The following is a 25,504-nucleotide window of genomic DNA, read 5'->3' as shown; positions in this document are numbered from 1 at the left end:
AAAATGAATAATAATAAGTTACAAGATTCTAGAGTTTTAGTTATAGGTGCAGCAGGCTTTATAGGTGGATTTGTTGTAAGCGAGCTACTTAAAGAGCCAGTTAAAGAGGTTATAATTTATGATAATTTTACTCGTGGAAAATTGGATAATATAAGAGAAAGTCTTAGAGATCCAAGATGTCATATTTTCTCATATGGTGGTGATGTTAGGGAGGTGGATGTTTTGGATAAAGCGATGGAGGGTATAGATTATGTTTTTCACCTTGCTGCTATGTGGCTTTTGCATTGTAAAGATTTTCCAAGGACTGCATTTGATGTAAATATAGCTGGTACATTTAATGTACTTGAAGCTTGTGTAAAGCATAAAGTTAAAAAATTAATTTATAGCTCATCTGCTTCAGTGTACGGAGATGCGGTAGAAGTTCCTATGAAAGAAACACACCCTTTTAACAATAAAAATTTTTATGGTGCTACAAAAATAGCTGGAGAGGCTATGTGTACTGCTTATAATGATAGATATGGTTTGGAAGTTATAGGACTTAGATACATGAACGTATATGGTCCCGGACAAGACCAGCATGCTGTATATAGTGGTGTTGTACCTATAGTTTTAAATAAAATAGATAGGAACGAAGAGCCATCTGTTAATGGGGACGGATCCCAAGCTTATGATTTTATATATGTTGAAGATATAGCAAGATGTAATATATCTGCTCTTAAATCGGATGTAAAATTTGGTTTTTATAATGTTGGCACAGAAGTACAAACTACCATAAAAACACTTTGTGAAACGATGCTTAGACTTAAAAACTCGAATTTAAAAATAAAATTTATACCATATAGTGCAGATGATGCTAGGCAGCTTGTTCAAAATCGTATAGGCTCAAGAGAAAAAGCAGAAAGAGAATTGGGGTTTAAATATAAATACTCATTAGAGGAAGGCCTTAAAAAGTTGATTGCTTGGCGCGAGGCAAATGAAATTCTTGGGTAAATAATGAGAAAAATAGTTTTAATACTTATTTTTATTGTAGCTATGTCCTTTATATTAATATACAATTATTTTTACCCTTACAGAAATTATTACGATAACAAAGATGATAGTAAAAAAATATCTAAAATTTCAAATGAGAATTTGGTTTTATATTTTAATGGTACTAGCGTGGAAAAAATATATCATATTGTCAATAATGAAAGCTCAATGTCCATCAATAGTACACTTATCAATGAGCCTGGCATCTATAAATGGGGGGGGCGGAATATAATATGACAAGAGAGGGGTATTATTATTTAGTTGATTTTAATTCAAATATTAATAAAAATTTAATTATATATAAACATAATATTTTTTCTTTGTTGTTATCTTTGTCATGGCTACATGTACACGGTACAAAGGATCGTTTGTTATCGCATGAAGAACGGATAAAGAAAATTGCAAACAATAAGCTCTCTTTAACATGCGGTGATATATCTTTGTTTATACAACGGCTATTGCAACAAAAAGGAATTGAAAGCAGAATAGCTTCTTTTTTAACCATGGAACAATGGAATACTTATGACAATGTTCATACTTTATTGGAAGTAAAAGTTGACGAAAAATGGACTCTATTTGATATAGACAATAATAGATATTTTATGTATAAAAACAAAGAAATGAATCTAAGGGATTTTTTTGAAGATATAAATTGGGATGATATAAAATTTGTGTTTTTATCCTCTGATGAAAACTTAGATACACAATCGTTTTCTTCTGATGGAATTAACTATTATGGAGTGGCAGATTTTATTTATTCAGATATAAAAACTTGGTATAAACGTGTATTGCAGATCCTAATTATTTTGGAAAATGAAAAAATTTATATTGCACTAAAGGACACACAATACAAAGATAGAGTTTTGGCATATTATCCTAATGCTTTAATTATGACTATTGATGAGTTTAATAAAAGATTTTACGGAGAAAAAAATGAAGAGGAATATCCCAATTACAAAAACCATTTTTGATAAAGATGAGGAATTGGCAATTATCGAGCCGCTAAGAAGCGGTTGGGTTGTTCAGGGTCCAAATGTGTCTAAATTTCAAGATAAATTTGCAAATTTTACGAATAGTAGGTTTGCATATGCAACAAGTAATTGCACAACTGCTTTACATTTAGGGTTAGTGGCAATGGGTATCAAAAAAGGTGATAAAGTTATTGTACCATCTTTTACCTTTGTGGCCAGTGCAAATGCTGTTGAATACACTGGTGCAGAAGTTGTATTTTGCGATATCGATTTAAGAACATTTAATATTGATGAAACTAGACTTGAAAATTTGATAAAAAATGATAAAAATATAAAAGCCATAATGCCAGTAAATTTATTTGGACTTTGTGCAAATATGCCTGCTATAATGCAGATTGCAAAGAAGTATAACCTAAAAGTTATAGAAGACAGTGCTTGTGGTTTTGATGGATGGATAGAAGACAGGCATTCTGGTACATTTGGCGACTGCGGGTGTTTTTCATTTCATCCAAGAAAGTCTATTAGTACTGGCGAAGGTGGAATGTTGATTACTAATGATGAAAAGATAGCTGGTTTGGTTTCTATGCTAAAGGATCATGGTGCTAGCAAGAGTGATTTGCAAAGACATATTGAAAAGGGTGGTTCTCTTTTGCCAAATTTTGATATTCTTGGGTATAACTACAGAATGACTGATATACAGGGTGCTTTGGGTTCTTGTCAAATGGATAAAAAAGAGAGAATTATGAATGGCAGGCGAAGGATCGCTAAAAAATACGATGATGCATTAAAAAGCGAAGTAGTTAATAATAAAAAATTATCTGAAATTTTAATTCCACCATATATACCAAATGGATATAAGCATGGATATCAGTCATATGTTTGTTTATTTACGGATGGGGTAGATTTGACAGAACTAAATAAGGATATAATAGACAATATAAACCAAAAGCGCAATAATCTAATGCAAATTCTTGAAGAAAATGGCATAGCAACAAGACAAGGTACTCATGCCGTACATACACTAGGTTATTATAAAGTAAAAAATAATTTTAAAGATGAGGATTTTTTAAATTCTTATGCTGCAGATAGGTTAACTATATCACTGCCTATGTATGCAGACATGAGTGATGAAGAGTTTCAATATGTGATAGATCATATAAAAAAGGCATTGGCTTAAGATGTGTGGCATTGTTGGGGCGATATCATTAGAAGCTAAAAGTATTTGCGTTGATTATGCAAAACCTATGACTGATAAGATTTCCCATAGGGGCCCCGATGATGCTGGATACTTATTTTTTCATACAGGATCTAGACACAATAATGATAAGCTGTCTTTTTTTCAAAATTTAACGGATGATAAATTTAAAAATATAGATGACATGCTTCCAACTATTGAATCTAATTCTATAAAAAGAGAATTATATTTACATGATTATGATTTGTTTTTAGGACACAGAAGACTTGCGATACTTGATATAAGCTATGCAGGACATCAGCCCATGAGTGATTTATCTAAAAATATTTGGATTGTTTATAATGGTGAAATTTATAATTTTCAAGAAATAAGAAATGAGCTAATAAAAATAGGACATAAATTTAAAAGTCATACTGATACCGAAGTTATTATATATGCTTATATAGAGTGGGGCGAAAAATGTATTGAAAAGTTTAACGGTATGTTTTCTTTTTGTATATATGATAATTTAAAAAAACGCATTATTTTAGCACGTGATCGCTATGGTATTAAGCCTCTTTATTACCATTTAACCAAAAATAATACTCTTGTCTTCGCAAGTGAAATAAAGTCTATTTTGGAGTATAAAGATTATGAATCAAAAATCGATAAAGAAGCATTATTGGAATATTTCACCTTTCAAAATATCTTTACCGATAAAACCCTTCATAAAAATATACAAATTTTAGAACCTGGCCACTTTCTTGATATTAATTTAAAAACTAAGGATATTAAAAATATTAAATTTTGGGATTTTAACTTTAAGGAAGAAAATTTTAAAGATGAAAAAGAGTGCATAGAAGAATTAGATAGGCTTTTAACTCAAGCAGTTAAGAGGCAACTTGTTGCTGATGTTCCCATTGGAAGCTACCTTAGTGGCGGCTTAGATAGTGGTTCAATAGTTGCTATTGCTTCTAAAAACATTCCTTGGCTAAATACATTCACTGTTGGTTTTGATTTAAATAGTACAAATGGTATAGAGCTTGGTTTTGATGAGAGAGCAAAATCCGAATATATGTCATATAAATTTAAAACAGAACATTATGAAATGGTTTTAAAATCTGGCGATATGGAGAGGTGTTTAAGCGATTTTGCATATCATCTAGAGGAACCACGTGTTGGACAGAGTTATCCAAATTATTATGCCGCAAAACTTGCCAGTAAATTTTCTAAAGTTGTTCTTGGGGGGACTGGAGGAGATGAGTTATTTGCTGGATATCCTTGGAGGTACTATAAGGCTATCAATAATATAAATTTTGATGACTATATAGATAAGTATTATGGTTTCTGGAAGAGGCTTTTGCCAAATAAGGACTTAAAAGATCTTTTTCGTCCAATTGTAAAGGATGTCGAGAATGTATGGACAAGAGATATTTTTTCAAATATTTTTATAAACAAGGAAACAAAACAAACTCCAGAAGAATACATAAATGACTCATTATATTTTGAAGCTAAAACTTTTTTGCACGGACTTTTAGTTGTTGAAGATAAGTTGTCAATGGCACATTCATTGGAAACTAGAGTGCCGTTTTTGGATAATGATTTGGTTGATTTTGTTCAGAAAATACCGGTAAAATTTAAACTTAAGAATCTAAAAAGCGTTATTAATGTTGATGAAAATACTATAGGGAAACTTCAGAAGACAAATGACGGTAAAATAATATTACGTAAGGCCATGAAAAAATATATACCAAGCGAGATTAATGATGCCATTAAGCAAGGCTTTAGCTCTCCTGACGAGAGTTGGTTTAGGGGTGATAGCATTGATTTTGTAAGGATGAAACTTTTAAACAAGGATGCCAAAATTTACAGCTATTTTGATAAGAAAACAGTTAAAAGGTTATTAGGAGAACATTTAAATGGTAGGCAAAATAGAAGGCTTTTTATTTGGAGTTTATTAAATTTTGAAGAGTGGAATAAAATATATGGATAAAAAAACTATAGTCATTACTGGATCTACTGGATTTCTTGGAAGCTATATAAGAAGTAACATAAGAAATAATTATGAGATTATTTTTGCCACAACATCTTCTTTAGATGATGGTTTTGTGAAGTTTGATAGTTTATATACTAATATTTGTGAGATTTTATGTAATAAGAGAATAGATTGTATTATTCATAATGCATCCATTATACCAAGGAATTTTGCAGAAGCGACATATCAGTTATTTAAAGACAACACATATATGGTCGAAAATTTATTCAAATTTACTTTAAAAAATAATGTTAAAAAATTTATTTATATGAGCACTTTCGGTTCTATGACAAATCCAAAATTATTTGATGTTGGCGACTATTATACATTATCAAAAATTACTGGCGAGCTTTTTTGTTCAATGTTAAATAAAAATGGTGTAGATGCTACTTCATTTAGAATATCATCCCCATATGGTGAGTTTTTAAAAGCAAATAATGTTTTAAGAATTTTTGTAAATAGGGCACTTAGTAATCAGGATATTATAGTATTTGGAGATGGAAGTAGAGAGCAAAATTTCACATATGCTGGAGATATTTTAAATGCGATAGAACTAGCAATAGAAAAAGATGTTCAAGGCACATATGAAATAGTCGGTAAAAGTAATATATCGATGTTTAGATTGGCAGAGTTAATTATAGATATTGTAAAATCTAAATCCAAAATAATTTTTGATGGAATAGATCCGCAGGAGAACTATCGTCCAAAATATAGCTACAAGAAAGCTTTTAAAGATTTTGGATATTTTCCAAAAACCAGATTAAAGGATGGTTTAAAGAAATATATAGATTGGGTTAAGTATGAAAATAGCGTTAATATCTGACATACATTCCAATTTCTTTTATTTTAAAAATGTATTTAATAGTATTAATCGTAACGATATTGATCGAATTTATTGTTTAGGCGATCTTGTTGGATATTATAATGAACCGAATCATGTAATTGATTTTATTAGAGAAAAAAATATATATTGTGTAAAAGGCAACCATGAGAAATATTTATTAGGTGAGCTCAAATATGATATAGAGAATGAAATTATTTATGGCTTTAAGAGACAGATTAAAGAACTCAGTAGTGAAAATTTGTCTTTTTTAATGTCTCTAAAAGATGAAATAGTTTTAAAAGAAGGCGATAAAATTATCTATATGACACATTCATTGCCAAATAATGCTGAAAAGTATTTATATAATACGCATGAATTGGGGTCTAACTTTTTAAAATCTTATAATTATTATTGTTTTGGACATACTCATATTCCAAGTATTTTATATAAAAATGGAACATGTATTATTAATCCTGGTTCTGTTGGACAGCCTAGGGATTGTACCAAGCAGTCATCTTATGTAATTATAGATTTTCAAAGAAATAGTGTTTTGATTCAAAAAGTAGACCAAGATTTTAATACATTTTCAAAACAATTGAGTTACAATGGATATCATGATAGCTTAATAAAAATTTTAAAGAGAGATAAGAATGAAGGCTAATATATTGGTAACTGGTATAGGCGGTGGAGGACATGGTGAACAAATTTTAAAGTCACTTAAATTAATTGAAGATATTGATCTAACAATTATAGGGACAGATATTAGTGAATTTAGTACTGGAAAGGCTTTGGTCGACCATTTTTATGTCGTTCCCAAAGTTACCGAAAGTAATTACAAAAATGTTGTTTTTAATATTATAAAAAAGCATAATATCTCTTTTATATTTCACGGATCTGAGGCAGAGTTAAAATTTATATCCGAATATAGAAGCGAGTTTGAAAGAATTGGGATTGGACATCCCTTAAACTCAAAAGAAGTTATATCTTTATGTATGAATAAATTTAATACATATGTTTTTTTAAAAGAAAAAGGAATTGCTTTACCTAAATTTAAAAAAATAGCTTCTCTTGATGATATAGGTGAAATAGATTTCTATCCATTGGTTTTAAAGCCAAGCACTGGTTCTGGTGGATCGGCCGATGTTTATGTGGTTTTTGATGAATATGATTGTAGGTTGTTGGCTGAGTTTATGTTAAGACATAACGTTGATTTAGTAGCGCAAGAATATATAGGTACACATGAAAATGAGTATACAATAGGTGTTAGTTCAGATAAGAATGGTAATATCTTGGGTAGTATTGTTGTTAAACGCATCATAAATAATGCATTATCTACAAATAAAAAATTAAATGGTTGCGTCATATCTTCCGGTGTTTCCCAAGGGTATGTTTGTCATAGAGAAGACTTACAAAGGCAGGCGGAACACATAGCAAGAGTTCTAGATTCTAGGGGACCACTAAATATACAATGTAGAGAAGTTGGTGGCAAGTTAATGCTTTTTGAGATTAACCCAAGATTGTCCGGAACAACATCTTTGAGAGCAATGGCTGGATATAATGAGCCAGAAATTATAATAAAAAATGATATTTTCGGTAAAGTGCAAAATGTTAGCTATAAGGATATGCTGATTATGAGAACCATAAAAGAGCTTATAATTTGAATAGTGATAATTTAAGTTTAACATTTGACCTAGATTGGTGTAATGATGAAGTACTTTCCTATTTGTTGGATAAGCTAATACCAAATAGTGTTCCAGCCACTTTTTTTATTACACATGATACCAGATTACTTCATACTATAAGAAAATATGATTTTTTTGAGCTTGGCATCCATCCGAATTTTAATAATGGCTCAAGTCACGGAGATAATTATAAAGATGTTATAGACTATTGTTTAAATATTGTTCCCGAGGCAATATCTAGTAGATCTCATGGATTAAGTATTTCATCAAATATTTTAATATACATGATGGAAAGGGGTATAAAAATTGATAGCTCTATTTTGATGCCAAATATTAATCAAATGATAAAATTTAATTTTGAAATAAATGGTTTGAAACTAATAAGATGCCCATATAATTGGGAAGACGATTATGAATTTTATCAATTAAATAAAAAATATAGCTTGCAAAGTATACGTAATATGACTCATAAAATACTTGATTTTCATCCTATTCATATTTTTTTAAACTCCAGCACAAATGAAAGTTATATTGAATATAAAAAAACTGGAAATATATTGAAAAATAGTTTGCTTGGATCAGAATCTATGCTTGAAGATATTATAGAAGCGTATAGTAATAAAAAAATAAATATTTATAATTTAAAAAGTTACATGGAGATAATGTGAAAGTCGCTGTTATAGGTAGAACTGAAATATTATATGAAACATTAAAACTTCTGTTAGATAATAATTATGAGATTGGGTTAATAATAACATCAAAAGAAGCGCCTGAGTATACAAAGAGTGCTTTTGAATTTGAACAAATAGCAAAAAAGAATAAAATAAAATATATATATACTAGCAGGTTAGATGATTATGTCCGAGATATTAAAGATGCTTCTTGTGATATAGCTGTGAGCTTAAATTATTCTAGTATTATTTCTCAAAAGGTTATTGATTTGTTTCCACTTGGTATTTTGAATGCGCATGGTGGAGATTTGCCAAAATATAGAGGTAATGCATGCCAAGCTTGGGCTATATTAAACGGTGAAACAAAAATCGGACTATGCATTCACTCTATGATTGGTGGTGAGGTTGATAATGGCAATATTATTGATAGAAAATTTTTAGATATAGATATAAATACTAAAATAACATATATTTATCAATGGTTTGCAGAGGTTATACCAAATATGTTTTTAGAATCAATAAATAAGTTGGCTAATAATCCACTTTATGTACTAGAGAGCAAAAATGAAGATTCCAGTAGAGCAATGAGGTGTTATCCGAGGCTGCCAGAAGACGGAAAGATAGACTGGAGGAAAACAAATTTAGAGATTTTGCGTTTGATAAATGCCACCAATAAGCCATATTGTGGAGCTTATTGTGAATATGATAATAATAAATTTATTATTTGGGATGCTGAACTTTATAATGATGATGAAAAATATTTATCCGAGTGTGGTCAGGTATGTAGTATAGACCAAGATGGTAGTATAATAGTTATAACTGGCAATGGGAAGCTGAAAATTAATACAATAGAGTATATGGGGTTTGTTGGTTCTCCTGGGGAAAAGATAAAAAGCATAAGAAAAAGGTTGAGGTAATGAATTGTTTTATTGAAGACTTTACTGAAAATAACTATAAAGAGCTATTAAAGAAAATCAAGAATACTACTATTTTTTTTGACGAATATCAAAAAATGAACAAATATGTCATATTGCGACATGATGTTGATTTTTCAATGCATAGGGCGTTTGCTTTATCTAAGATAGAATATAATCTTGGCTTAAAGGCAACTTACTTTGTTCAGCTTGGTTCTTTGTTTTATAATTTATTTGAACATGAAATTAGAGAATTGGTTTCAAATATATTAGGGCTGGGGCATCAGATTGGATTACATTTTGATCCTACTCAATATCACATATCTAATATTTCTGATTTAAATCAACACTTAGTATTTGAAAAAAGTATCTTAGAAAATTTATTTCAGACTACAATCAAGGCATTTTCTTTTCATAATCCTTCAAGTGATATTTTAAAGTATGACGATATGGCATATGTTGATATGATTAATGCATACGCAAAGTATTTTAAGGAGCATGTTGCATATTGTAGTGATAGTAATGGATATTGGAGATATAAAAGATTAGATAGTTTTTTGAGTGAATGCCATGATAGGGTACAAATATTGACACATCCAGCTTGGTGGCAAAGAAAAGAAATGAAACCAAGAGATAGAATACTGAAGTGTATAAAGGGTAGGTATGATAGCACGATTAAAAAATATGACCAAACACTAAAAGATAATGGGAGAATAAATGTTAAGTAACTTGAGCGTATCGGATATTGCAAAATTTTTAAAAAAACCTTTTATTGGTTCTAATTTTGTCATCAGTGAATTTACATCCTTGGATATGGTAAAAGACAATTGCTTGACTTTCGCAAATAAGAGGTGCTTTAAGATTGATAATAATCTAAGATGCTTGATTATAGCCATAGACGATTTTGATATATGTAGTAATCCGCATGCAACTTTTATACTAAGTAAAAAACCTAGATTGGATTTTATAAGGGTTTTAAATGAATTTTTTCAAAAAAAAAGAGTTTTTGGCGTGGATGACTCTGTTAAGATTGGCTATAACTGTAAATTTGGCAAAAATTTATCAATAGGATATAACTCTGCAATAAAAGATAATGTTGTAATTGGCAGCAATGTTATAATAGAAGAAAACGTTGTCATAGAAGCCAATACAGTTATTGGAGACAACTGCTATATTAAGGCTGGTGCTCTAATAGGAGGTGCTGGATTTGGTTTTGAAAGAGATGAAAAAGGGGTTCCTATTAGATTTCCGCATTTTGGCAACGTAATAATAGGAAACAATGTTGAGATTGGTGCCAACACAGTCATAGCTAGAGCGACTTTAAATTCAACAGTAATAAAAGATAATGTAAAAATAGATGATTGTGTTTTTATTGCCCATAATGTTACAATAGAAAAAAATGTGTGTATTGTTGCCATGTCCGAAATAAGCGGCAGTGTAAAAATTGGAAAAAATTGTTGGATTGGACCAAATGTTACAATTAGGGATGGAGTTAGTATAGGGGATAATTCTTTTTTGGGTGCCGGTGTTTGCATTTTAAAAGACGTAGAGGCAAATAAAACCCTAGCATCTATAAGTAATTTGAGCATGAGGGATGTAGCTAGGCTTAATAAAACAATACAACTTGGAAAAAAATATGTTAAGTGATAATTTTAGCGGTATACCAATAGAAGATATTCATATAGGAATGTACGCTTTATATACTCAAACAATAACAGATGCGGATATTAAAATATTTTCCGGAGTATCCGGAGATAAAAACCCAATACATATGTGCGATGAATATGCTCAAAGGTCAAGATATAAAAAAAGAATTGCACATGGTATGATGTTGGCTTCATATTTTTCGTCTTTGTTTGGGACAAAACTACCAGGACATGGCAGCATATATGTTTCCCAGTCGCTAAATTTTAAAAGACCAATTTATATTGATGATACGGTTACTGTTAAAGTTGAAGTAGCCGATGTTAATTTGATAAAACGAAGAGTATATTTTAAAACAACGTGCTCGGTTAAGAGTAAGGTCGTGATCGACGGTGTGGCTGAAATATACATACCACTTGTTAAAGGGTAAAATTTGTTTAAAAAATTTTTTTTATATATTTTAATAAAAATACAATTTTTTGTTTTAGCATTACTATATTTCATTTTTTCGAGGTTTGGTTGTAATGTTAAAGATGTTCATAGTTTTGTAATAGGCGTAGATGAAATAGCTAATAATATATTTTTTATAGGAAATATCTTAACAAATTCAACTACTGTGTGTCTATGTAGAAACAAATTTTATAATTCAAAATACGATCACTCTTTAATAAAATTTAGAAGCAGCTTATTTTACTGGTCTTGCAGAATCGTTTATGGACCAATTCTTTTGGCTTATTTAGCTACTAAAAATACTCATTTTTTTTACATATGGGATACAGGTTTTACATTGGATAGAAATTTAGAGTTTAAATTTTTAAAGAGAAAACATAAAAAAATAATTTGCTTGTTTGTTGGCGATGATATAAGATCAATAATAAGAACAGTGGACCAATCAAAAAAGTTAGATATAGATACTTATGCGAATTATTATGGCTTTATTGATCGAAATTTCTTTAGTATTGATTATGATAACAAGAAAAAGATGACTGCTAATTCTGCTGATCTATACGCAGATATAATTTTTGGTTCAGATATAGATCAGATTTCATATTTACATAAAAAATCTGAGCCTTGGTGCTATGTTTACGATAAAAAAAATTTTTATAAAGATAATAGTAAATTCAATACCAAAATTATTAGGGTTTTGCACGTACCATCAAATGCCATACTGAAAGGCACTCCTTTAGTTAGGGCGGCCATAAAAAAATTAAAGGCTCAAGGTTATAGTTTTGAATATATAGAACTTGTTGATGAGCCGAATCATATAGTCCTAGAAAAACTTAGGGGCTCTCATATAGTTCTAAATAGCTTTTACGGCTATGTGCCAGGTCTGTTTGGTGTGGAAGCAATGGCAAATAATTGTGCAGTACTAATGTCTGCGGAACTTGATATTGAATTTTTAAAAAATAAGAATACTAATGATATATGGCTTATGACAAAATACTGGGAAATATACGATAATCTAAAGTATCTACTTGATAACCCCGAGAAAATTAAATATTATGCAAATAACGGTTATGATTTTGCATTTAATTACTATACATACGACTATGCAAAAAAATATATTAATGACTTATTGTTATCAAAAGAAATTCTATAAAATATGATTAAAATTTTCTTTTCTAATAGCCTGATGTATATATTATGCAATATTTTAACAAAAGGTATTTCATTTTTTTTGTTGCCAGTATATACTAGGTTGTTATCGCCAAATGAATATGGGATTTTGGATTTATTTACTGTTTTGGCCTCCATGATAAATTTAGTAATTACTTTTGAAATTTCACAAGCCCTTGCTAGATATTATCATGATGCGAGTGATGATTTGCAAAGAAGAATGTATACTTCTACTTCTTTTTTATTTACTGTAGCTATGTACTTAGTTTATGTTGTTATTTCCTGTGTGTTTAGTGAACAATTTAGTTTTTGGTTGCTAGACAGTAAAAATAAGGAGGAAATTTTTATACTAGCTTCTATTTTTATAGCAAGTAGTGGGATTTTTTATTTTATTCAAAATCACTTAAAATGGAGAATAATGCCCAAAACAATTGTTTTCACAAGTATACTAAATTCCATCATTGCTACTTTTATTACTATTTTTTTACTTTTTACTACAAATTTAAAGGTTGAATCGATTTTTATTGGTCAAATAATTGGATGTGTTATAGGCTCTGTGGTTGGTATACATAGCGCTAAGCTCGATTACGGAATAGTATTTAGTTATACTAAATTAAAGGAAATGATAGCATTTTCATTTCCTTTGGTATTTTCTGGTATTGGTATATTTATTGGAGCCAATATAGATAGAATGGCAATAAAAAATTTTATTGGTCTTGATGAGCTTGGAATTTATGGGGTTGCATATAGAATAGCATCTATTTCTAGTTTAGTAATAGTTGGATTTCAACAAGCTCTTACTCCATTGGTTTACAAGCACTATCTCGAAAGTGATACCCATGTGAATATTTCTAAAATTTTTAATATTTTTTGTTTATTAATGATTTGTATTGTCACAGGAAGTATATTATTCTCAAAAGAAATTCTTTTTATTTTTACAACAAAAAATTACTACGCTGCAAGCTCATCGATACCTATTTTAACTTTATCTATTTTTTTGGCTGGCATGTATATATTCGCACCAGGGATAAGTATAGCAAAAAAAACTTACCTTACAGTAATAGTTACTGCTATATTTGCTTTATTGAATATAATTTTAAACTGGATATTTGTGCCAAAATTAGCTTCTTTGGGTGCAGCTTTTGGGACTCTTATTAGCTCTGGAGTATCTTTTTTTATATACGTTTTTTTGTCATATAAGTATTATCCCATACACTATTCACTTATAAAAATAGTATTTACATGTATTATGATTTTTTCTTTTTCTTATATTATTATATATTTTCTTAATGAAATTAGTTTGTTTAATATGGTGGTTAAAATTTTATTCTTATTTATAATATTTATTGTTGTATATGCATTAGTGGTTAAAGTAGGTTAATTTTGCACAATACTCGTATAATATTAGAATTAAAAAAAATAGTTTTCGTGGAGATTTTATGTGTGGAATAAGTGGAATAATCAATAAGAGCAATGTTGCTGTGGCAAAAGATGAAATAAAAAATATGAATGATTTGATAGTTCATAGAGGGCCAGACGATGAGGGCTTTTTTTATGGCAAAAATTTTGCATTAGGACATAGAAGATTATCTATCCTGGATCTTAGCAAAGATGGTCATCAGCCTATGAGCTATATGGAAGATAAATATACAATAACATATAACGGTGAAATTTTTAATTATTTAGAGATAAGAAAAGAGCTTGAAGAATTTGGATATAAATTTAACTCAAAAACTGATACCGAAGTTATTTTAGCAAGCTATGATCGATGGGGCAAAGATTGTGTCGAAAAATTTAATGGAATGTGGGCTTTTGCAATATATGATAAAAAAGAAGATATATTGTTTTGTTCAAGAGATAGATTTGGAGTAAAGCCATTTTATTTTACGCAGACAAAAGATAAATTTGTATTTGGCTCAGAGATAAAACAACTTTTAAATTTCTGCAATAGCAAATTTGTAAACAAGACCTTGCTAATTGATTTTTTGGCTACCGGTATGCTAGAACATACTAATGAAACATTTTTTGAAGGTATCTATAAACTAGAGCAAGCTCATAATATGATTTATGATTTAAAAACTCATAATTTTAAAATTAAAAAATATTACGATATAGCACTAAATGAAAATAATAAAAAATTAGATGAAACTCAAAGCGTAGATTCGGTTTCAAAAAATTTAAAACAAGCAATTAGATTGAGGTTGAGATCGGACGTTAAAGTCGGAACTTGTCTTAGCGGAGGGCTTGATAGCTCGAGTGTGGCAGCGCTTGCTTCTATGGCATATACCAATGATGAGGAAAAATTTATAGCCATTCATGCAAAATCAATAGAGGAAAGTACAGATGAAAGTATATATGCACAAATGGTGGCGCAGCATTGCGACTTAAATTTACAAATAGTGGAGCCAAGTACACAAAAATTTATTGATAACATACAAGAAGTTGTTTATACGCAAGAGGAACCATTTGGTGGCCCATCTATTTTTATGCAGTATTTTGTTATGCAAAAAGCAAAGGATTTAAACTGTAAGGTTATGTTGGATGGCCAAGGTGGTGACGAGACTCTACTTGGATATGAAAAGTATTACCCAGCAATTTATTTAGATATGTTTAAAAATTTTGGTTTAGTGTACTGTTTAAAAGAGATAATGAGGTCAAATAAAAATAACTCAAAATTGAGTTTATTTGGGATATTGAAATATATAGTTGGAAGTTTATTTTTTGGGATAAGAAAAATTTACATTAAAAGAAATGTTAGTTATTTAAAAGCTTTTGAAAATAAATTTTTATTCTTGGGGAATTTGTCAAAAAAATATTTCAATATAGATGAGATGCAAAAATATGAAATTTTTACCACAAATTTACCAGCGCTTTTGAGATATGAGGATAAAAACTCAATGAGACACTCTATCGAAACCAGACTTCCATTTGTAGATTATGTAAATTTAGAAAATTCTCTGAGCATAAATGCAAAATACAAAATTAAAGATGGTTGGAGTAAATATGTCTTAAGAAAGGTTATTGATAGCTTTTTGCCAAATGAAGTAGTTTGGCGAAAAAATAAATTTGGTTTTAATGCGCCTGATAATATTTGGTTAAATAGTATCAAAGATAAAATGAAAGAGGATATATTAGGCTCTGATATTATTAAGTCTGTTGCCGATATGGAGCATTTAAAATTTAAGCTTAATAGCATGAATATACTTATAATGTGGCGTCTTTATTGCGTGAGTGTTTGGGAGAGAGTTTATGATGTTCAAGCAAAATAGTAGTGTTACGTTAGTGGTATTAAATAATTTTAAAAATGACAGTAGGGTATTGAAAGAAGCACAAACCTTGCAAAGCAATGGTTATAATGTGAAAGTTGTTGCACTTCATGAAGAGCCACTATTAGAATTTGATAATATATCTAACATTTCTATTCATAGAATTAGGTTGAAAACTAGAAATTGGTCAAAGCATAAAATAATTCAAATAATAAAGTATATGGAATTTTTATATAAATTTATAAAAGAATATAAAAAATCAGATATTCTCCATTGCAATGATCTTGATACTTTGCCTATAGGTGTTTTGATAAAAATATTTTTTAACAAAAAAGTTAAAATTGTTTATGATGCGCATGAATTTGAAATAAACCAAAAGCCGCATCAAAGTAAAATATCCATAAAGCTACTATATTTTTTAGAAAAATTTCTAATCAAATATACTGATGCTTGTTTTACTGTTAGTGAGTCTATAGCAGATGAATATTATAAAATGTATGCAGTTAAACCAACAATATTATACAATTCTCCAAAATTTATTAAACCAAAAAAAACAGATATTTTTAGAGAGAAATTTTCTATTAAACAAAGCTCTATAATTATGCTTTATCAAGGAGGGTTAAGCCGCGGTAGAGGTCTTGAATTATTACTGGACGCCTTTAAAATTCGCAAAGATGATATTGTAGTGATTGTTTTTATGGGATATGGTGAGCTTGAAGAAACTATTAAAGATTATGCAAATAAATATAGCAATATATTCTATCATGTCGCAGTTTCTCCAAATGAATTATTAGATTATACTTCTTCTGCTGCTGCTGCTGTATCGTATATTTACAATAGTTGCCTTAATTATTATTATTGTATGCCAAATAAATTTTTTGAATATACTATGGCTGGACTTCCAGTCTTGGTTTCAAATTTAAAGGATTTAAGCGAAAATGTAAAAAAATATAACCTTGGTGTAGTGGTTGACGAAGATACGCCATATGGAATAAATAAGGCAATTGATGAGCTATTGCAGATAGATTTTGAAGTGCTAAGAGCAAATGCCTTAAAATTTGCCAAAGAAAATTCTTGGGAAATTCAAGAAAGAAAGATGATTGCTGTTTATGAGGAACTAAAAAATGGTTGTTAAAATCTCTCACCTTACTTCAGCTCATCCTAGATATGATACTCGTATATTTTTAAAAATGTGTAGCTCTCTAGCAAAAAAAGAAAATTATAACGTGAGTTTGGTTGTTGCAGATGGCAAAGGTGATGAGATAAAAAATGGATTAAGTATATTGGATGTGGGTGTAAATGCTGGTAACAGATTTACACGTATGACAAAAGTTACTGGAAAAATTTTTAAAAAAGCTATTGAGCTAGATAGCGATATTTATCATTTACATGATCCGGAGTTAATGCCGGTTGGTCTAAAACTTAAAAAACTTGGGAAGAAAGTTATATTTGATTCACATGAAGATGTAGATAAGGATATTTTATCAAAAGAGTGGATACCTAAAAATCTAAGAAGTATTGTTTCTTTCATTTATGCTTCTTATGAAAGGTATGCTTGTAAAAAATTTGATTATATTGTTACCGCTACGCCACATATTAGAGATAAATTTTTAAAAATAAATAAAAATTGTATTGATATTAATAATTTTCCTATTTTAAATGAGCTTCTAACTAGCGTATCATGGGCTGAAAAAAAAGACGAAGTTTGTTATATAGGTGGAATTTCTAGAGTCAGAGGCGTTATAGAGATTATAAAAGCTATTAAAAGTATAGAAGGTGTTATGCTAAATTTGGTTGGAGAGTTTGACAATATTAGCTTTTCAAAAGATGTTAGGAAGCTAATTGAAGAAGCAAAGGTAAAAGAATATGGTTTCTTGGATAGAAAAGGAGTTTGTAATGTGTTAAAATTTTCAAAAGCCGGTCTTGTTGTTTTATATCCTATTGTGAATTATCTTGATTCTTTACCTATAAAAATGTTTGAATATATGAGCGCAGGGATTCCAGTGGTAGCTTCAAATTTTCCACTTTGGAAAGAAATTATCGAAAAAAATAGATGTGGAGTTTGTGTTGATCCGCTAAGTCCAAAGGATATAGCCAAGGCTATAAACTTTATCGTGCAAAATCCACAAATTGCCCAAAAAATGGGAGAAAATGGCAAGAGGGCTATTTTGGAAAAATATAATTGGCAAATTGAGGAGCAAAAATTGTTTAATATTTATGAAGGTCTACTAAAATGAAACTTCTGACAATTTTAGGCGCAAGACCACAGTTTATAAAAGCAGGATCGGTGAGCCGTGAGATATCCAAATTTGATAGCATCAAAGAGATTATAGTTCATACTGGCCAGCACTATGATGCAAACATGAGTGATATATTTTTTGATGAGATGCAAATACCAAAGCCAAACTATTTTTTGGGCATTGGAGGTAAAACTCATGGTGCTATGACCGGACAGATGATGGAGAAAATAGAAGAGATAGCTTTCAGTGCAAAGCCAGATATGATAATGGTATATGGCGATACAAATTCTACATTAGCTGGTGCATTAGTTGCTTCAAAGCTGCACATAAAGCTCGCACATGTTGAAGCTGGGCTAAGAAGTTTTAATACAAAAATGCCCGAGGAGATCAATAGAATTTTGACAGATCGTGTGAGTCAAATTTTATTTTGTCCTACTGATACCGCAGTGCAGAATTTGAAAAACGAAGGTTTTGAAAAATTTGACTGCAAAGTAATAAAAAGTGGCGATGTAATGCAAGATGGGGCAATATTTTATAAAAAGTTTGCAAAAAAGCCAAATCTGAATGTTGATAAAAAATTTATACTTTGTACTATACATAGGGCCGAAAATACAGATAATGAGGTTAGACTTAAGGCTATTTTTGAAGCTTTAAATGATATAGCTAAAAATATCCAAGTTATCTTACCGCTTCATCCAAGAACCAAAAAGATATTGCAAAATTTAAACATAAACACTATAAATCTTACCATTATAGAGCCGGTTGGTTATTTGGAAATGACATGGCTTATTGATAATTGCTTTTTTGTAATGACCGATAGCGGAGGACTTCAGAAAGAGGCATTTTTCTTTAAAAAACAGTGTATTACATTACGTGATGAAACGGAGTGGGTGGAGCTTGTAAAATGCAAGGCAAATATTTTAGTGGGTGCAAATAAAGATAAAATTTTAGCTGCCTTTTCAACTATAAAAACTTTTGATGAAAATAATTTGGAATTAAATTTATATGGCAATGGTAAGGCAAGCGAGATAATAGTTAAAGAGATATTAAATGCCTAAAAGTGTTGTATTTATTGGACATTATAATGGCGCTAAGGATGATTTCGATACTAGACATTTTTTCTTTGCTAAAGAATTGGTGGGGCTTGGCTATAAAACAACAATAATTAATGCTGCATTTTCTCACCGTATCCATGACGCAAAGCTTATAGATAATCAATATATTTCACACATTGATAGTGGAGTTAGTTTTTTTAGTATAAAAACACCATTCTATAAAGGTAATGGACTTAGACGCATAGTAAATATGTTTGCATTTGTGTTAAATTTAATAAAATGCACAAAAAAACTATTAGTTGAAATAGGAAATATTGATGTTATTATAATGGCCTCTCCGCATCCGTTTGCTATTTTTGCCGCAAAATTTATGGCAAATAAAGCAAAAGCCAAACTAATAATTGATATTAAAGATATATGGCCATTATCTATTACAGAATTGACGAGTGCAAAAAAATATCATCCATTTGTAATGCTCACAAAGCTGACGGAACTTTTTGCTTATAGGGTTCAAGATAAGATTATATCTCCTCTTAATAATATAAATGAATATTTTTATGATTCTGGTCTTAACATTCAAGCTAAGCATATTCCTACTGGACTTGACTTGGATTTTTATGAAAATATAAATCATAAAAATTTACAAATAGATATACCAAGTGATAAATTTATAGTCGGTTATATAGGAGGTATTACGAAATCGAATGCTATAGAATTTTTACTAGAGAGTGCCAACTATTTTTTACAAAATTATAAAGATATTTTATTTTTAGTTGTGGGAGATGGGTCTAATAAAAATAATCTAGTAAAAAAATATAATTCAAGTAATATTTTGTATATAGATGCAGTTAAAAAAGAGGAAGCTTTTATGATAATGTCTAAATGTGATGTTTTGTACCGTGCAATGTTACCATTAAAAATTTATAGTTACGGGATATCTCCACTTAAAATGAATGAGTACATGTTTGCTGGTGTGCCAATAGTTCATTCTTTTGACTATAAGGAGCATGATATTGTAATGAAAGCAGGATGTGGTATTAGCGTTAAATCTGGTAGTATGCTTGAAATACAAAACGCTATCTTGAAAATTTACAATATGCCAAAAGAGGAAAGAGAACAAATGGGGCAAAATGGTAAAGAATATGTTAAAAATAATTTATCATATAAAGTATTAGTTAAAAAAATGATAGAAGTTTTATGACTAAACGCCTTTTTTAGTAAAAATAATTACGATAGTTTTTGCTATGATCTTTATCTCCAGCCAAAGTGACCAGTGCTTTATGTAGTAAAGATCATACATCAGCTTTTGTTTAGCGTCAAGTGAATTCGCGCCGTAAGGGTAGTTTACCTGTGCCCAGCCGGTAATCCCTGGGCGGACGATGTGGCGTTCATTGTAGTAAGGTATCTCTTTTTCAAAGAAATTTATCCAATATCTTCGCTCTGGCCTTGGGCCTATTAGGTGCATCTGCCCTCGAAGCACATTTACGCACTGTGGCACCTCGTCGATGCGAGTTTTACGCATAAAATCGCCAAATTCAAAGACTCTCTCATCGTTTTTGCTAGCAAATTTAGCCCCATCTTTTTCAGCATCAACCACCATCGAGCGAAATTTGATGCATTCAAATTCTCTGTTGCCCAGCCCAACCCTGTTTTGCAAGAAGTAAAGGCTGCCAGGGGACTGCTCGTCTATCTTTTTCTTTACATAAAATTTAAGCACAAAAAGTATCACAAGAAGCAGCGAGCAGCTTGCGTAGTCGATCACGCGTTTTAAGGCGTATTCAAAGGCATTGTAAGGCTTGATATCGTTTAAAAAGTTTAAATTTTCGCCATTTTCTGGGATGTAGCACTTTTGCAGATAAATTTCTAAAAAGCTCTCCACATTTAGAAATTTGATCTTTTTATACTTCGTCTTAAACTGCAAAAGCGTGAGAAATCTCACCAGCTTGCTATCAAAGGGCTTTTGGGTATTTAGCACTATTAGCCTCTGATCGCCTGATTTTATGAGATTTTCTAGCGCGCTTCGAAGAGCTTTTGCGTCGCTAGTTTCTGGGGATAGAAAATTTACCTGACCAAATTTCTTCCTAAGCTTCTCTAGCTCTAGTTTGGTGAAAGTATATTTTTCGCCAAGGATGATCATAGGCCTATCCCTTTATCTTTATTTTAAATTTGCATTATAAAATTCGTCTAATTATACCCAAACGTGCTAATTGCATTTTTAAAAAAAGAGTTAAGGTTAAAATATGTCTCATAAATTTCTTGCTGTGCTTGTTTTAGCGCTCATATGCGCCATTTCTTTTACGCTCTCAAACACACTTTTGACTAAATTTCACACCAGCCCACTCATCATCTCTATTATTTTAGGTGCTATTTTTGCAAATCTTTTTACAAAACAGACTCAAATTTTAAAAAGTAGTGGCGTCGTAGCGATCGCTGGGAAGCAAATTTTAAGGCTAGGCATCATACTTTTTGGCTTTAACATAAGTCTTAGCGAGATCGCAAGTGTCGGCACTCTTGGCGTGATATACGCATCATTTATGGTATTTGCGACCTTTTGCTTTGCGCTTTTTGTAGCCAAAGCCTTGGGACTTAGCAAGGATAGTGCCGTGCTCATTGGCTCAGGGGCAAGTATATGCGGTGCAGCTGCTGTTATGGCTACACAAAATGAGATAAAAGCAGACGCAAACAAGCTTGCTATCGCCATTTGCACGGTGGTGCTCTTTGGGACTATTGGCATGTTTATCTATCCATTTATCGCTAAATTTCTAGCTCTCACGCCACACCAAACCGGTTTTTTTATCGGTGGCTCACTTCACGAAGTAGCCCATGTAGTGGCAGCCTCAGCGGCATTTGACGGCACAGTAAGTAGCACTGCCCTCATCATAAAAATGCTTCGCGTCATCATGCTAGTACCATTTTTGTTTTTGCTAAATTTCTTAAATTTAAGCCAAAATAGCGGTGGTTCAAAGCTAAAGAGCATACCATGGTTTGCGCTATTTTTCTTAGTGGCGATCTGCGTTAGATCTTTGCCATTTTTCCCTGAAAATTTGGTGCAAATTTTAAAGCTAGCCGCTAGTATCTGTCTTTGCGTTGCGATGTGTGCTTTGGGATTTGGGATAGATAGGAGTATATTTAAAGCGACGGGCAAAAAGCCATTTTTGCTAGCATTTTTTATATTTTTATGGCTTATTTGCTCATCGCTTGTTTTTGTTAAGACTCTTTGCTAGTTTTTAGCTTTTGCAAAAACTCTTCGATGTTGTATTTTGCCCTGTAAGCTGGACTCAAAAGATGTATCAAAATGTCGCCAAGGTCCATCACGATCCAATCAGGCGAGCTCTCAGTGCCTATAAATCTCTCCCCAAGAGGCTTAAGTTCCTCTTTTAGATCCTCAGCCAGCGAGTAAGCGTGCCTCTCGCCAAGCGTAGTAGCGATAACTACGGCCTTTACGAAATAATCATCTCCGCTCATATCAAACACTTGTATCTCTTCAGCCTTTTTTGCGTCTAAAACCTTAACTATACTTTCGGTGCGCTCTTGCATCGATCTTTCCTGCATCTTTAATCCTTGGTAAAAATTTATAATCTCATCTTTTATCTCGCTAGGCAGCTCATCAAGCCCCTTTTGGTGCCTGATCTGCGACGAGCTAACATCCACGTGCACGTCCATTTTTTGTAAATTTTGCGGAATTTCTATGTGATTGCGCTTGGCGATCACAAACTGCACTAAGCTTTTTAGCTCCTCGTAGCCATGCCACTTATCAAGCGTGGCTAGGTGGTCAGCGCCTATTATGAGATAAAATTTCTCTATCTTGAATTTCTCATACAAATACTTAACCGTCTCTATTGTAGGCACTGGACGAGCTAAATTTATCTCATAGTCTGAGATCTCGACCTTCTCTAGGCCGCCCCAAATTTCTCTTATCCACTTTAGGCGAAGCTCTGGCGGAGCTGAAAATTCGCTCTTAAAGGGACTTATAAAAGTTGGCATGATGATGAGCTTGTCGATGTCAAGGCCGCTTAGTGCCATTTTCACAATGCTATCGTGTCCTAAATGAACCGGATCAAAGCTCCCGCCAAAAAGTGCTAACTTCATCTATTAAAGTGCCTTGTTTATATTTGTTTTAAAATTCTTTTTTGTAGAATTAGGCGTAATTATATCAAAAGGAGCTAAGATGTCAGTTAAAGTAGCAATAAACGGCTTTGGGCGTATCGGTAGGTGTGCTGCTCGTATTATTTTAGAGCGTGATGATGTTGAGCTTGTCGCTATTAACGACACCGCAACAAGGGATATGACGAGGTATTTGCTCAAATACGACAGCGTTCATGGCGAATTTAAGCAAGACGTTAAGGTGATAAGCGACGATTTTATAGAAGTAAATGGCAAAAAGATAAGAGTTTTTTCTACAAGAGATCTAAACGAGCTTAGCTACGCAGACTACGGCGTAGACGTGGTTTTAGAGTGCACTGGCAAGTTTTTAACCACCGAAAAATGTGAGCCATATCTTGCTCGCGGCGTCAAAAAAGTCGTCATGAGCGCTCCAGCAAAAGATGATACAGCGACATTTGTAGTTGGCGTAAATGACGATAAATACGCAGGCGAGGCGATCGTCTCAAACGCAAGCTGCACCACAAACGGCCTAGCTCCAGTAGCAAAGGTGTTAAACGATAAATTTGACATCGTAAAAGGGCTGATGACTACGATCCACGCATATACAAATGGCCAGAGCCTAGTTGATGTAAAGGCAAAAGATTTTCGCCGCTCACGCGCTGCAGCGCTAAATATCGGACCTACGACCACCGGAGCTGCAAAAGCGATCGCTAAAGTGCTCCCCGAGCTAAGCGGCAAGCTGCACGGTCAAGCGGTGCGCGTGCCAGTGGCAAACGTCTCTATGGTCGATCTAACGGCGGTTTTAAAAAGACCAGCTAGCAAAGATGAGATAAATGAGGCATTTAGGGCGGCTGCGGAGTCAAATTTAAAGGGAATTTTGTCTATTGATGACGACTACAGAGTTAGCAGCGACTTTTGCACAAGCACCTTTAGCAGCATCGTAGCTAGCGACACTACGCAGGTTATCGCTGATGATATGGTGAAGGTCTTTGCGTGGTACGACAACGAGTGGGGCTACTCAACAAGGCTTGTTGATCTTGCTAAGATCGTGGCTACAAAGTAAATTTAAAGGGTAAAAAATGAGTGATATTTTATCGATCAACGACCTTGAGCTTAATGGTGCAAAAGTCTTTATAAGGTGCGATTTTAACGTGCCTATGGACGAGTTTTTAAACATCACTGATGATCGCAGGATCCGCTCGGCGATACCAACTATCCGCTACTGCTTGGACAATGGCTGCAGCGTGGTTTTGGCCAGTCACTTAGGGCGTCCAAAAAACGGCTATGAAGAGAAATTTTCGCTTCAAGGTGTGGCAAAGAGGCTATCAAGGCTGCTTGATAGAGAGGTGATATTTGCTGAAGATGTGATCGGAAATGACGCTAAAACAAAGGCTGCGGCTCTAAAGCCAGGCGAAATTTTAATGATAGAAAATTTACGCTTTGAAAAGGGCGAAACCAAAAATGACGAGGCTTTGGCAAAAGAGCTTTCAGGCTTTGGCGAATTTTACATAAATGACGCATTTGGCGTTTGCCACAGAGCTCACGCATCGGTTGAAGCGATCACTAAATTTTATGATGAGAAGCACAAAGCAGCGGGATTTTTACTACAAAAAGAGATAAATTTCGCTCAAAATTTGATAAAACATCCATCACGTCCATTTGTCGCAGTCGTGGGTGGCTCAAAAGTAAGCGGCAAACTTCAAGCCCTACATAACCTTCTGCCACGCGTCGATAAGCTCATAATTGGCGGCGGCATGGCATTTACATTTTTAAAATCACTTGGCGAAAACATCGGAAATTCGCTCCTTGAAGAAGAGCTCATCGAAGATGCAAGGCAAATTTTACAAAAAGGCAAAGAGCTAGGAGTGAAAATTTACCTGCCAGTAGATGTCGTCGCTGCTCAGACATTTTCAGCTGAAAGTGCCGTAAAATACGTCCCTGCGCAGGAAATCCCAAATGGCTGGATGGGACTTGACATCGGACCAGCATCGATTAGGCTATTTAAAGAGGTTATCGCAGATGCACAAACCATCTGGTGGAACGGACCTATGGGCGTTTTTGAGATGGATAAATTTAGCAAAGGCAGCATAAAAATGAGCCACGCTATCATCGACACTCACGCAACTACCGTTGTTGGCGGTGGCGATACGGCTGACGTGGTCGAGCGCGCAGGCGACGCTGATGAGATGACATTTATCTCAACTGGCGGTGGTGCGAGCTTGGAGCTAATAGAAGGCAAAGAGCTGCCTGGCATAAAACCGCTTAGAAAAGAGGAGTAG

General features: G+C 32.4%; 24 protein-coding genes. 22 read left to right on the top strand and 2 right to left on the bottom strand.

Features of this window, described 5'->3' with window-relative positions; genetic code table 11:
• Window positions 1–3: 3 nt before the first annotated feature.
• The 19 genes from CVS89_RS07840 (at window position 4) to CVS89_RS07750 (ending at window position 20,322) form a co-directional block, all read left to right on the top strand.
• Window positions 4–990, top strand: a complete 987-nt coding sequence (locus CVS89_RS07840; RefSeq protein WP_012140261.1) for an NAD-dependent epimerase/dehydratase family protein — start codon at window positions 4–6, stop codon at window positions 988–990.
• A gap of 251 nt (window positions 991–1,241) precedes the next feature.
• Window positions 1,242–2,000 carry a hypothetical protein gene (locus CVS89_RS07835; protein ID WP_159070847.1) on the top strand — a complete coding sequence of 253 codons (759 nt, stop codon included), beginning with the start codon at window positions 1,242–1,244 and terminating at the stop codon, window positions 1,998–2,000.
• A complete protein-coding gene (locus CVS89_RS07830) occupies window positions 1,963–3,177 on the top strand; it encodes a DegT/DnrJ/EryC1/StrS family aminotransferase (RefSeq protein WP_107847484.1) in 1,215 nt (404 codons plus the stop codon). Before CVS89_RS07835 ends, CVS89_RS07830 begins: the two co-directional genes overlap by 38 nt.
• Before the next feature lies 1 nt (window position 3,178).
• Window positions 3,179–5,167, top strand: coding sequence for an asparagine synthase (glutamine-hydrolyzing) (asnB, locus tag CVS89_RS07825; RefSeq protein ID WP_107847486.1), 1,989 nt, complete (start codon window positions 3,179–3,181; stop codon window positions 5,165–5,167).
• Window positions 5,139–6,032 carry an NAD-dependent epimerase/dehydratase family protein gene (locus CVS89_RS07820; RefSeq protein ID WP_107847488.1) on the top strand — a complete coding sequence of 298 codons (894 nt, stop codon included), beginning with the start codon at window positions 5,139–5,141 and terminating at the stop codon, window positions 6,030–6,032. The genes asnB (CVS89_RS07825) and CVS89_RS07820 overlap by 29 nt, the downstream gene beginning before the upstream one ends.
• Window positions 6,010–6,693, top strand: a complete 684-nt coding sequence (locus CVS89_RS07815; protein WP_103646473.1) for a metallophosphoesterase family protein — start codon at window positions 6,010–6,012, stop codon at window positions 6,691–6,693. The genes CVS89_RS07820 and CVS89_RS07815 overlap by 23 nt, the downstream gene beginning before the upstream one ends.
• A complete protein-coding gene (locus tag CVS89_RS07810; RefSeq protein ID WP_103646472.1) occupies window positions 6,683–7,693 on the top strand; it encodes an ATP-grasp domain-containing protein in 1,011 nt (336 codons plus the stop codon). The genes CVS89_RS07815 and CVS89_RS07810 overlap by 11 nt, the downstream gene beginning before the upstream one ends.
• Entirely contained in the window at window positions 7,690–8,382 is a 693-nt protein-coding gene (locus CVS89_RS07805; RefSeq protein ID WP_107847490.1) for a hypothetical protein, read from the top strand. The genes CVS89_RS07810 and CVS89_RS07805 overlap by 4 nt, the downstream gene beginning before the upstream one ends.
• On the top strand, window positions 8,379–9,302 hold the full coding sequence (locus CVS89_RS07800) for a methionyl-tRNA formyltransferase (RefSeq protein WP_107847493.1): 924 nt from the start codon (window positions 8,379–8,381) through the stop codon (window positions 9,300–9,302). Before CVS89_RS07805 ends, CVS89_RS07800 begins: the two co-directional genes overlap by 4 nt.
• Complete coding sequence (locus CVS89_RS07795; RefSeq protein WP_107847495.1) at window positions 9,302–10,027, top strand: hypothetical protein; 726 nt, start codon at window positions 9,302–9,304, stop codon at window positions 10,025–10,027. Before CVS89_RS07800 ends, CVS89_RS07795 begins: the two co-directional genes overlap by 1 nt.
• On the top strand, window positions 10,017–10,946 hold the full coding sequence (locus CVS89_RS07790) for a UDP-3-O-(3-hydroxymyristoyl)glucosamine N-acyltransferase (protein WP_107847497.1): 930 nt from the start codon (window positions 10,017–10,019) through the stop codon (window positions 10,944–10,946). The genes CVS89_RS07795 and CVS89_RS07790 overlap by 11 nt, the downstream gene beginning before the upstream one ends.
• Window positions 10,936–11,373, top strand: coding sequence for a MaoC family dehydratase (locus CVS89_RS07785; protein ID WP_107847499.1), 438 nt, complete (start codon window positions 10,936–10,938; stop codon window positions 11,371–11,373). Before CVS89_RS07790 ends, CVS89_RS07785 begins: the two co-directional genes overlap by 11 nt.
• A gap of 3 nt (window positions 11,374–11,376) precedes the next feature.
• Window positions 11,377–12,543, top strand: coding sequence for a glycosyltransferase (locus CVS89_RS07780; RefSeq protein ID WP_107847501.1), 1,167 nt, complete (start codon window positions 11,377–11,379; stop codon window positions 12,541–12,543).
• Between the two features lie 3 nt (window positions 12,544–12,546).
• On the top strand, window positions 12,547–13,941 hold the full coding sequence (locus tag CVS89_RS07775) for a lipopolysaccharide biosynthesis protein (RefSeq protein WP_107847503.1): 1,395 nt from the start codon (window positions 12,547–12,549) through the stop codon (window positions 13,939–13,941).
• A 58-nt stretch (window positions 13,942–13,999) separates the two neighbouring features.
• Window positions 14,000–15,829 carry an asparagine synthase (glutamine-hydrolyzing) gene (asnB, locus tag CVS89_RS07770; RefSeq protein WP_107847506.1) on the top strand — a complete coding sequence of 610 codons (1,830 nt, stop codon included), beginning with the start codon at window positions 14,000–14,002 and terminating at the stop codon, window positions 15,827–15,829.
• Entirely contained in the window at window positions 15,810–16,961 is a 1,152-nt protein-coding gene (locus CVS89_RS07765) for a glycosyltransferase (protein ID WP_107847508.1), read from the top strand. The genes asnB (CVS89_RS07770) and CVS89_RS07765 overlap by 20 nt, the downstream gene beginning before the upstream one ends.
• Window positions 16,951–18,063: a glycosyltransferase gene (locus CVS89_RS07760; RefSeq protein WP_103607873.1), complete on the top strand. Its 1,113-nt coding sequence runs from the start codon at window positions 16,951–16,953 to the stop codon at window positions 18,061–18,063. Before CVS89_RS07765 ends, CVS89_RS07760 begins: the two co-directional genes overlap by 11 nt.
• Complete coding sequence (gene wecB, locus CVS89_RS07755; RefSeq protein WP_103607872.1) at window positions 18,060–19,124, top strand: non-hydrolyzing UDP-N-acetylglucosamine 2-epimerase; 1,065 nt, start codon at window positions 18,060–18,062, stop codon at window positions 19,122–19,124. Before CVS89_RS07760 ends, wecB begins: the two co-directional genes overlap by 4 nt.
• Window positions 19,117–20,322, top strand: coding sequence for a glycosyltransferase family 4 protein (locus CVS89_RS07750; protein WP_107847510.1), 1,206 nt, complete (start codon window positions 19,117–19,119; stop codon window positions 20,320–20,322). The genes wecB and CVS89_RS07750 overlap by 8 nt, the downstream gene beginning before the upstream one ends.
• On the opposite strand, the gene CVS89_RS07745 is transcribed toward CVS89_RS07750, so the two are convergent.
• Entirely contained in the window at window positions 20,323–21,258 is a 936-nt protein-coding gene (locus CVS89_RS07745) for a sugar transferase (protein WP_107847511.1), read from the bottom strand.
• 103 nt (window positions 21,259–21,361) lie between these two features.
• Here CVS89_RS07745 and CVS89_RS07740 point away from each other — a divergent pair, with 103 nt between their 5' ends.
• On the top strand, window positions 21,362–22,345 hold the full coding sequence (locus CVS89_RS07740) for a YeiH family protein (protein WP_107847513.1): 984 nt from the start codon (window positions 21,362–21,364) through the stop codon (window positions 22,343–22,345).
• Here the strand turns inward: CVS89_RS07740 and nadD are convergent.
• Window positions 22,329–23,210: a nicotinate (nicotinamide) nucleotide adenylyltransferase gene (gene nadD, locus CVS89_RS07735; RefSeq protein ID WP_107847515.1), complete on the bottom strand. Its 882-nt coding sequence runs from the start codon at window positions 23,208–23,210 to the stop codon at window positions 22,329–22,331. The two genes, CVS89_RS07740 and nadD, sit on opposite strands and share 17 nt — an antisense overlap.
• A gap of 79 nt (window positions 23,211–23,289) precedes the next feature.
• Here nadD and gap point away from each other — a divergent pair, with 79 nt between their 5' ends.
• Both gap and CVS89_RS07725 read left to right on the top strand, forming a co-directional pair.
• Complete coding sequence (gap, locus tag CVS89_RS07730) at window positions 23,290–24,288, top strand: type I glyceraldehyde-3-phosphate dehydrogenase (protein ID WP_107847517.1); 999 nt, start codon at window positions 23,290–23,292, stop codon at window positions 24,286–24,288.
• 16 nt (window positions 24,289–24,304) lie between these two features.
• Window positions 24,305–25,504, top strand: coding sequence for a phosphoglycerate kinase (locus CVS89_RS07725; protein WP_002941208.1), 1,200 nt, complete (start codon window positions 24,305–24,307; stop codon window positions 25,502–25,504).

This window comes from Campylobacter concisus, from assembly GCF_003048615.2.
Taxonomy (GTDB): Bacteria; Campylobacterota; Campylobacteria; order Campylobacterales; family Campylobacteraceae; genus Campylobacter_A; species Campylobacter_A concisus_C.
The sequence above is the reverse complement of the archived record's forward strand: the minus strand, read 5'-3'. Positions and strand labels throughout refer to the sequence as shown.

Coding starts and splice junctions, on each gene's coding strand:
- CVS89_RS07840 (WP_012140261.1), top strand. CDS start 4: ATGAATAATAATAAGTTACAAGATTCTAGAGTTTTAGTTATAGGTGCA.
- CVS89_RS07835 (WP_159070847.1), top strand. CDS start 1,242: ATGGGGGGGGCGGAATATAATATGACAAGAGAGGGGTATTATTATTTA.
- CVS89_RS07830 (WP_107847484.1), top strand. CDS start 1,963: ATGAAGAGGAATATCCCAATTACAAAAACCATTTTTGATAAAGATGAG.
- asnB (WP_107847486.1), top strand. CDS start 3,179: ATGTGTGGCATTGTTGGGGCGATATCATTAGAAGCTAAAAGTATTTGC.
- CVS89_RS07815 (WP_103646473.1), top strand. CDS start 6,010: ATGAAAATAGCGTTAATATCTGACATACATTCCAATTTCTTTTATTTT.
- CVS89_RS07810 (WP_103646472.1), top strand. CDS start 6,683: ATGAAGGCTAATATATTGGTAACTGGTATAGGCGGTGGAGGACATGGT.
- CVS89_RS07795 (WP_107847495.1), top strand. CDS start 9,302: ATGAATTGTTTTATTGAAGACTTTACTGAAAATAACTATAAAGAGCTA.
- CVS89_RS07790 (WP_107847497.1), top strand. CDS start 10,017: ATGTTAAGTAACTTGAGCGTATCGGATATTGCAAAATTTTTAAAAAAA.
- CVS89_RS07785 (WP_107847499.1), top strand. CDS start 10,936: ATGTTAAGTGATAATTTTAGCGGTATACCAATAGAAGATATTCATATA.
- CVS89_RS07775 (WP_107847503.1), top strand. CDS start 12,547: ATGATTAAAATTTTCTTTTCTAATAGCCTGATGTATATATTATGCAAT.
- asnB (WP_107847506.1), top strand. CDS start 14,000: ATGTGTGGAATAAGTGGAATAATCAATAAGAGCAATGTTGCTGTGGCA.
- CVS89_RS07765 (WP_107847508.1), top strand. CDS start 15,810: ATGATGTTCAAGCAAAATAGTAGTGTTACGTTAGTGGTATTAAATAAT.
- CVS89_RS07760 (WP_103607873.1), top strand. CDS start 16,951: ATGGTTGTTAAAATCTCTCACCTTACTTCAGCTCATCCTAGATATGAT.
- wecB (WP_103607872.1), top strand. CDS start 18,060: ATGAAACTTCTGACAATTTTAGGCGCAAGACCACAGTTTATAAAAGCA.
- CVS89_RS07750 (WP_107847510.1), top strand. CDS start 19,117: ATGCCTAAAAGTGTTGTATTTATTGGACATTATAATGGCGCTAAGGAT.
- CVS89_RS07745 (WP_107847511.1), bottom strand. CDS start 21,258: ATGATCATCCTTGGCGAAAAATATACTTTCACCAAACTAGAGCTAGAG.
- CVS89_RS07740 (WP_107847513.1), top strand. CDS start 21,362: ATGTCTCATAAATTTCTTGCTGTGCTTGTTTTAGCGCTCATATGCGCC.
- nadD (WP_107847515.1), bottom strand. CDS start 23,210: ATGAAGTTAGCACTTTTTGGCGGGAGCTTTGATCCGGTTCATTTAGGA.
- gap (WP_107847517.1), top strand. CDS start 23,290: ATGTCAGTTAAAGTAGCAATAAACGGCTTTGGGCGTATCGGTAGGTGT.
- CVS89_RS07725 (WP_002941208.1), top strand. CDS start 24,305: ATGAGTGATATTTTATCGATCAACGACCTTGAGCTTAATGGTGCAAAA.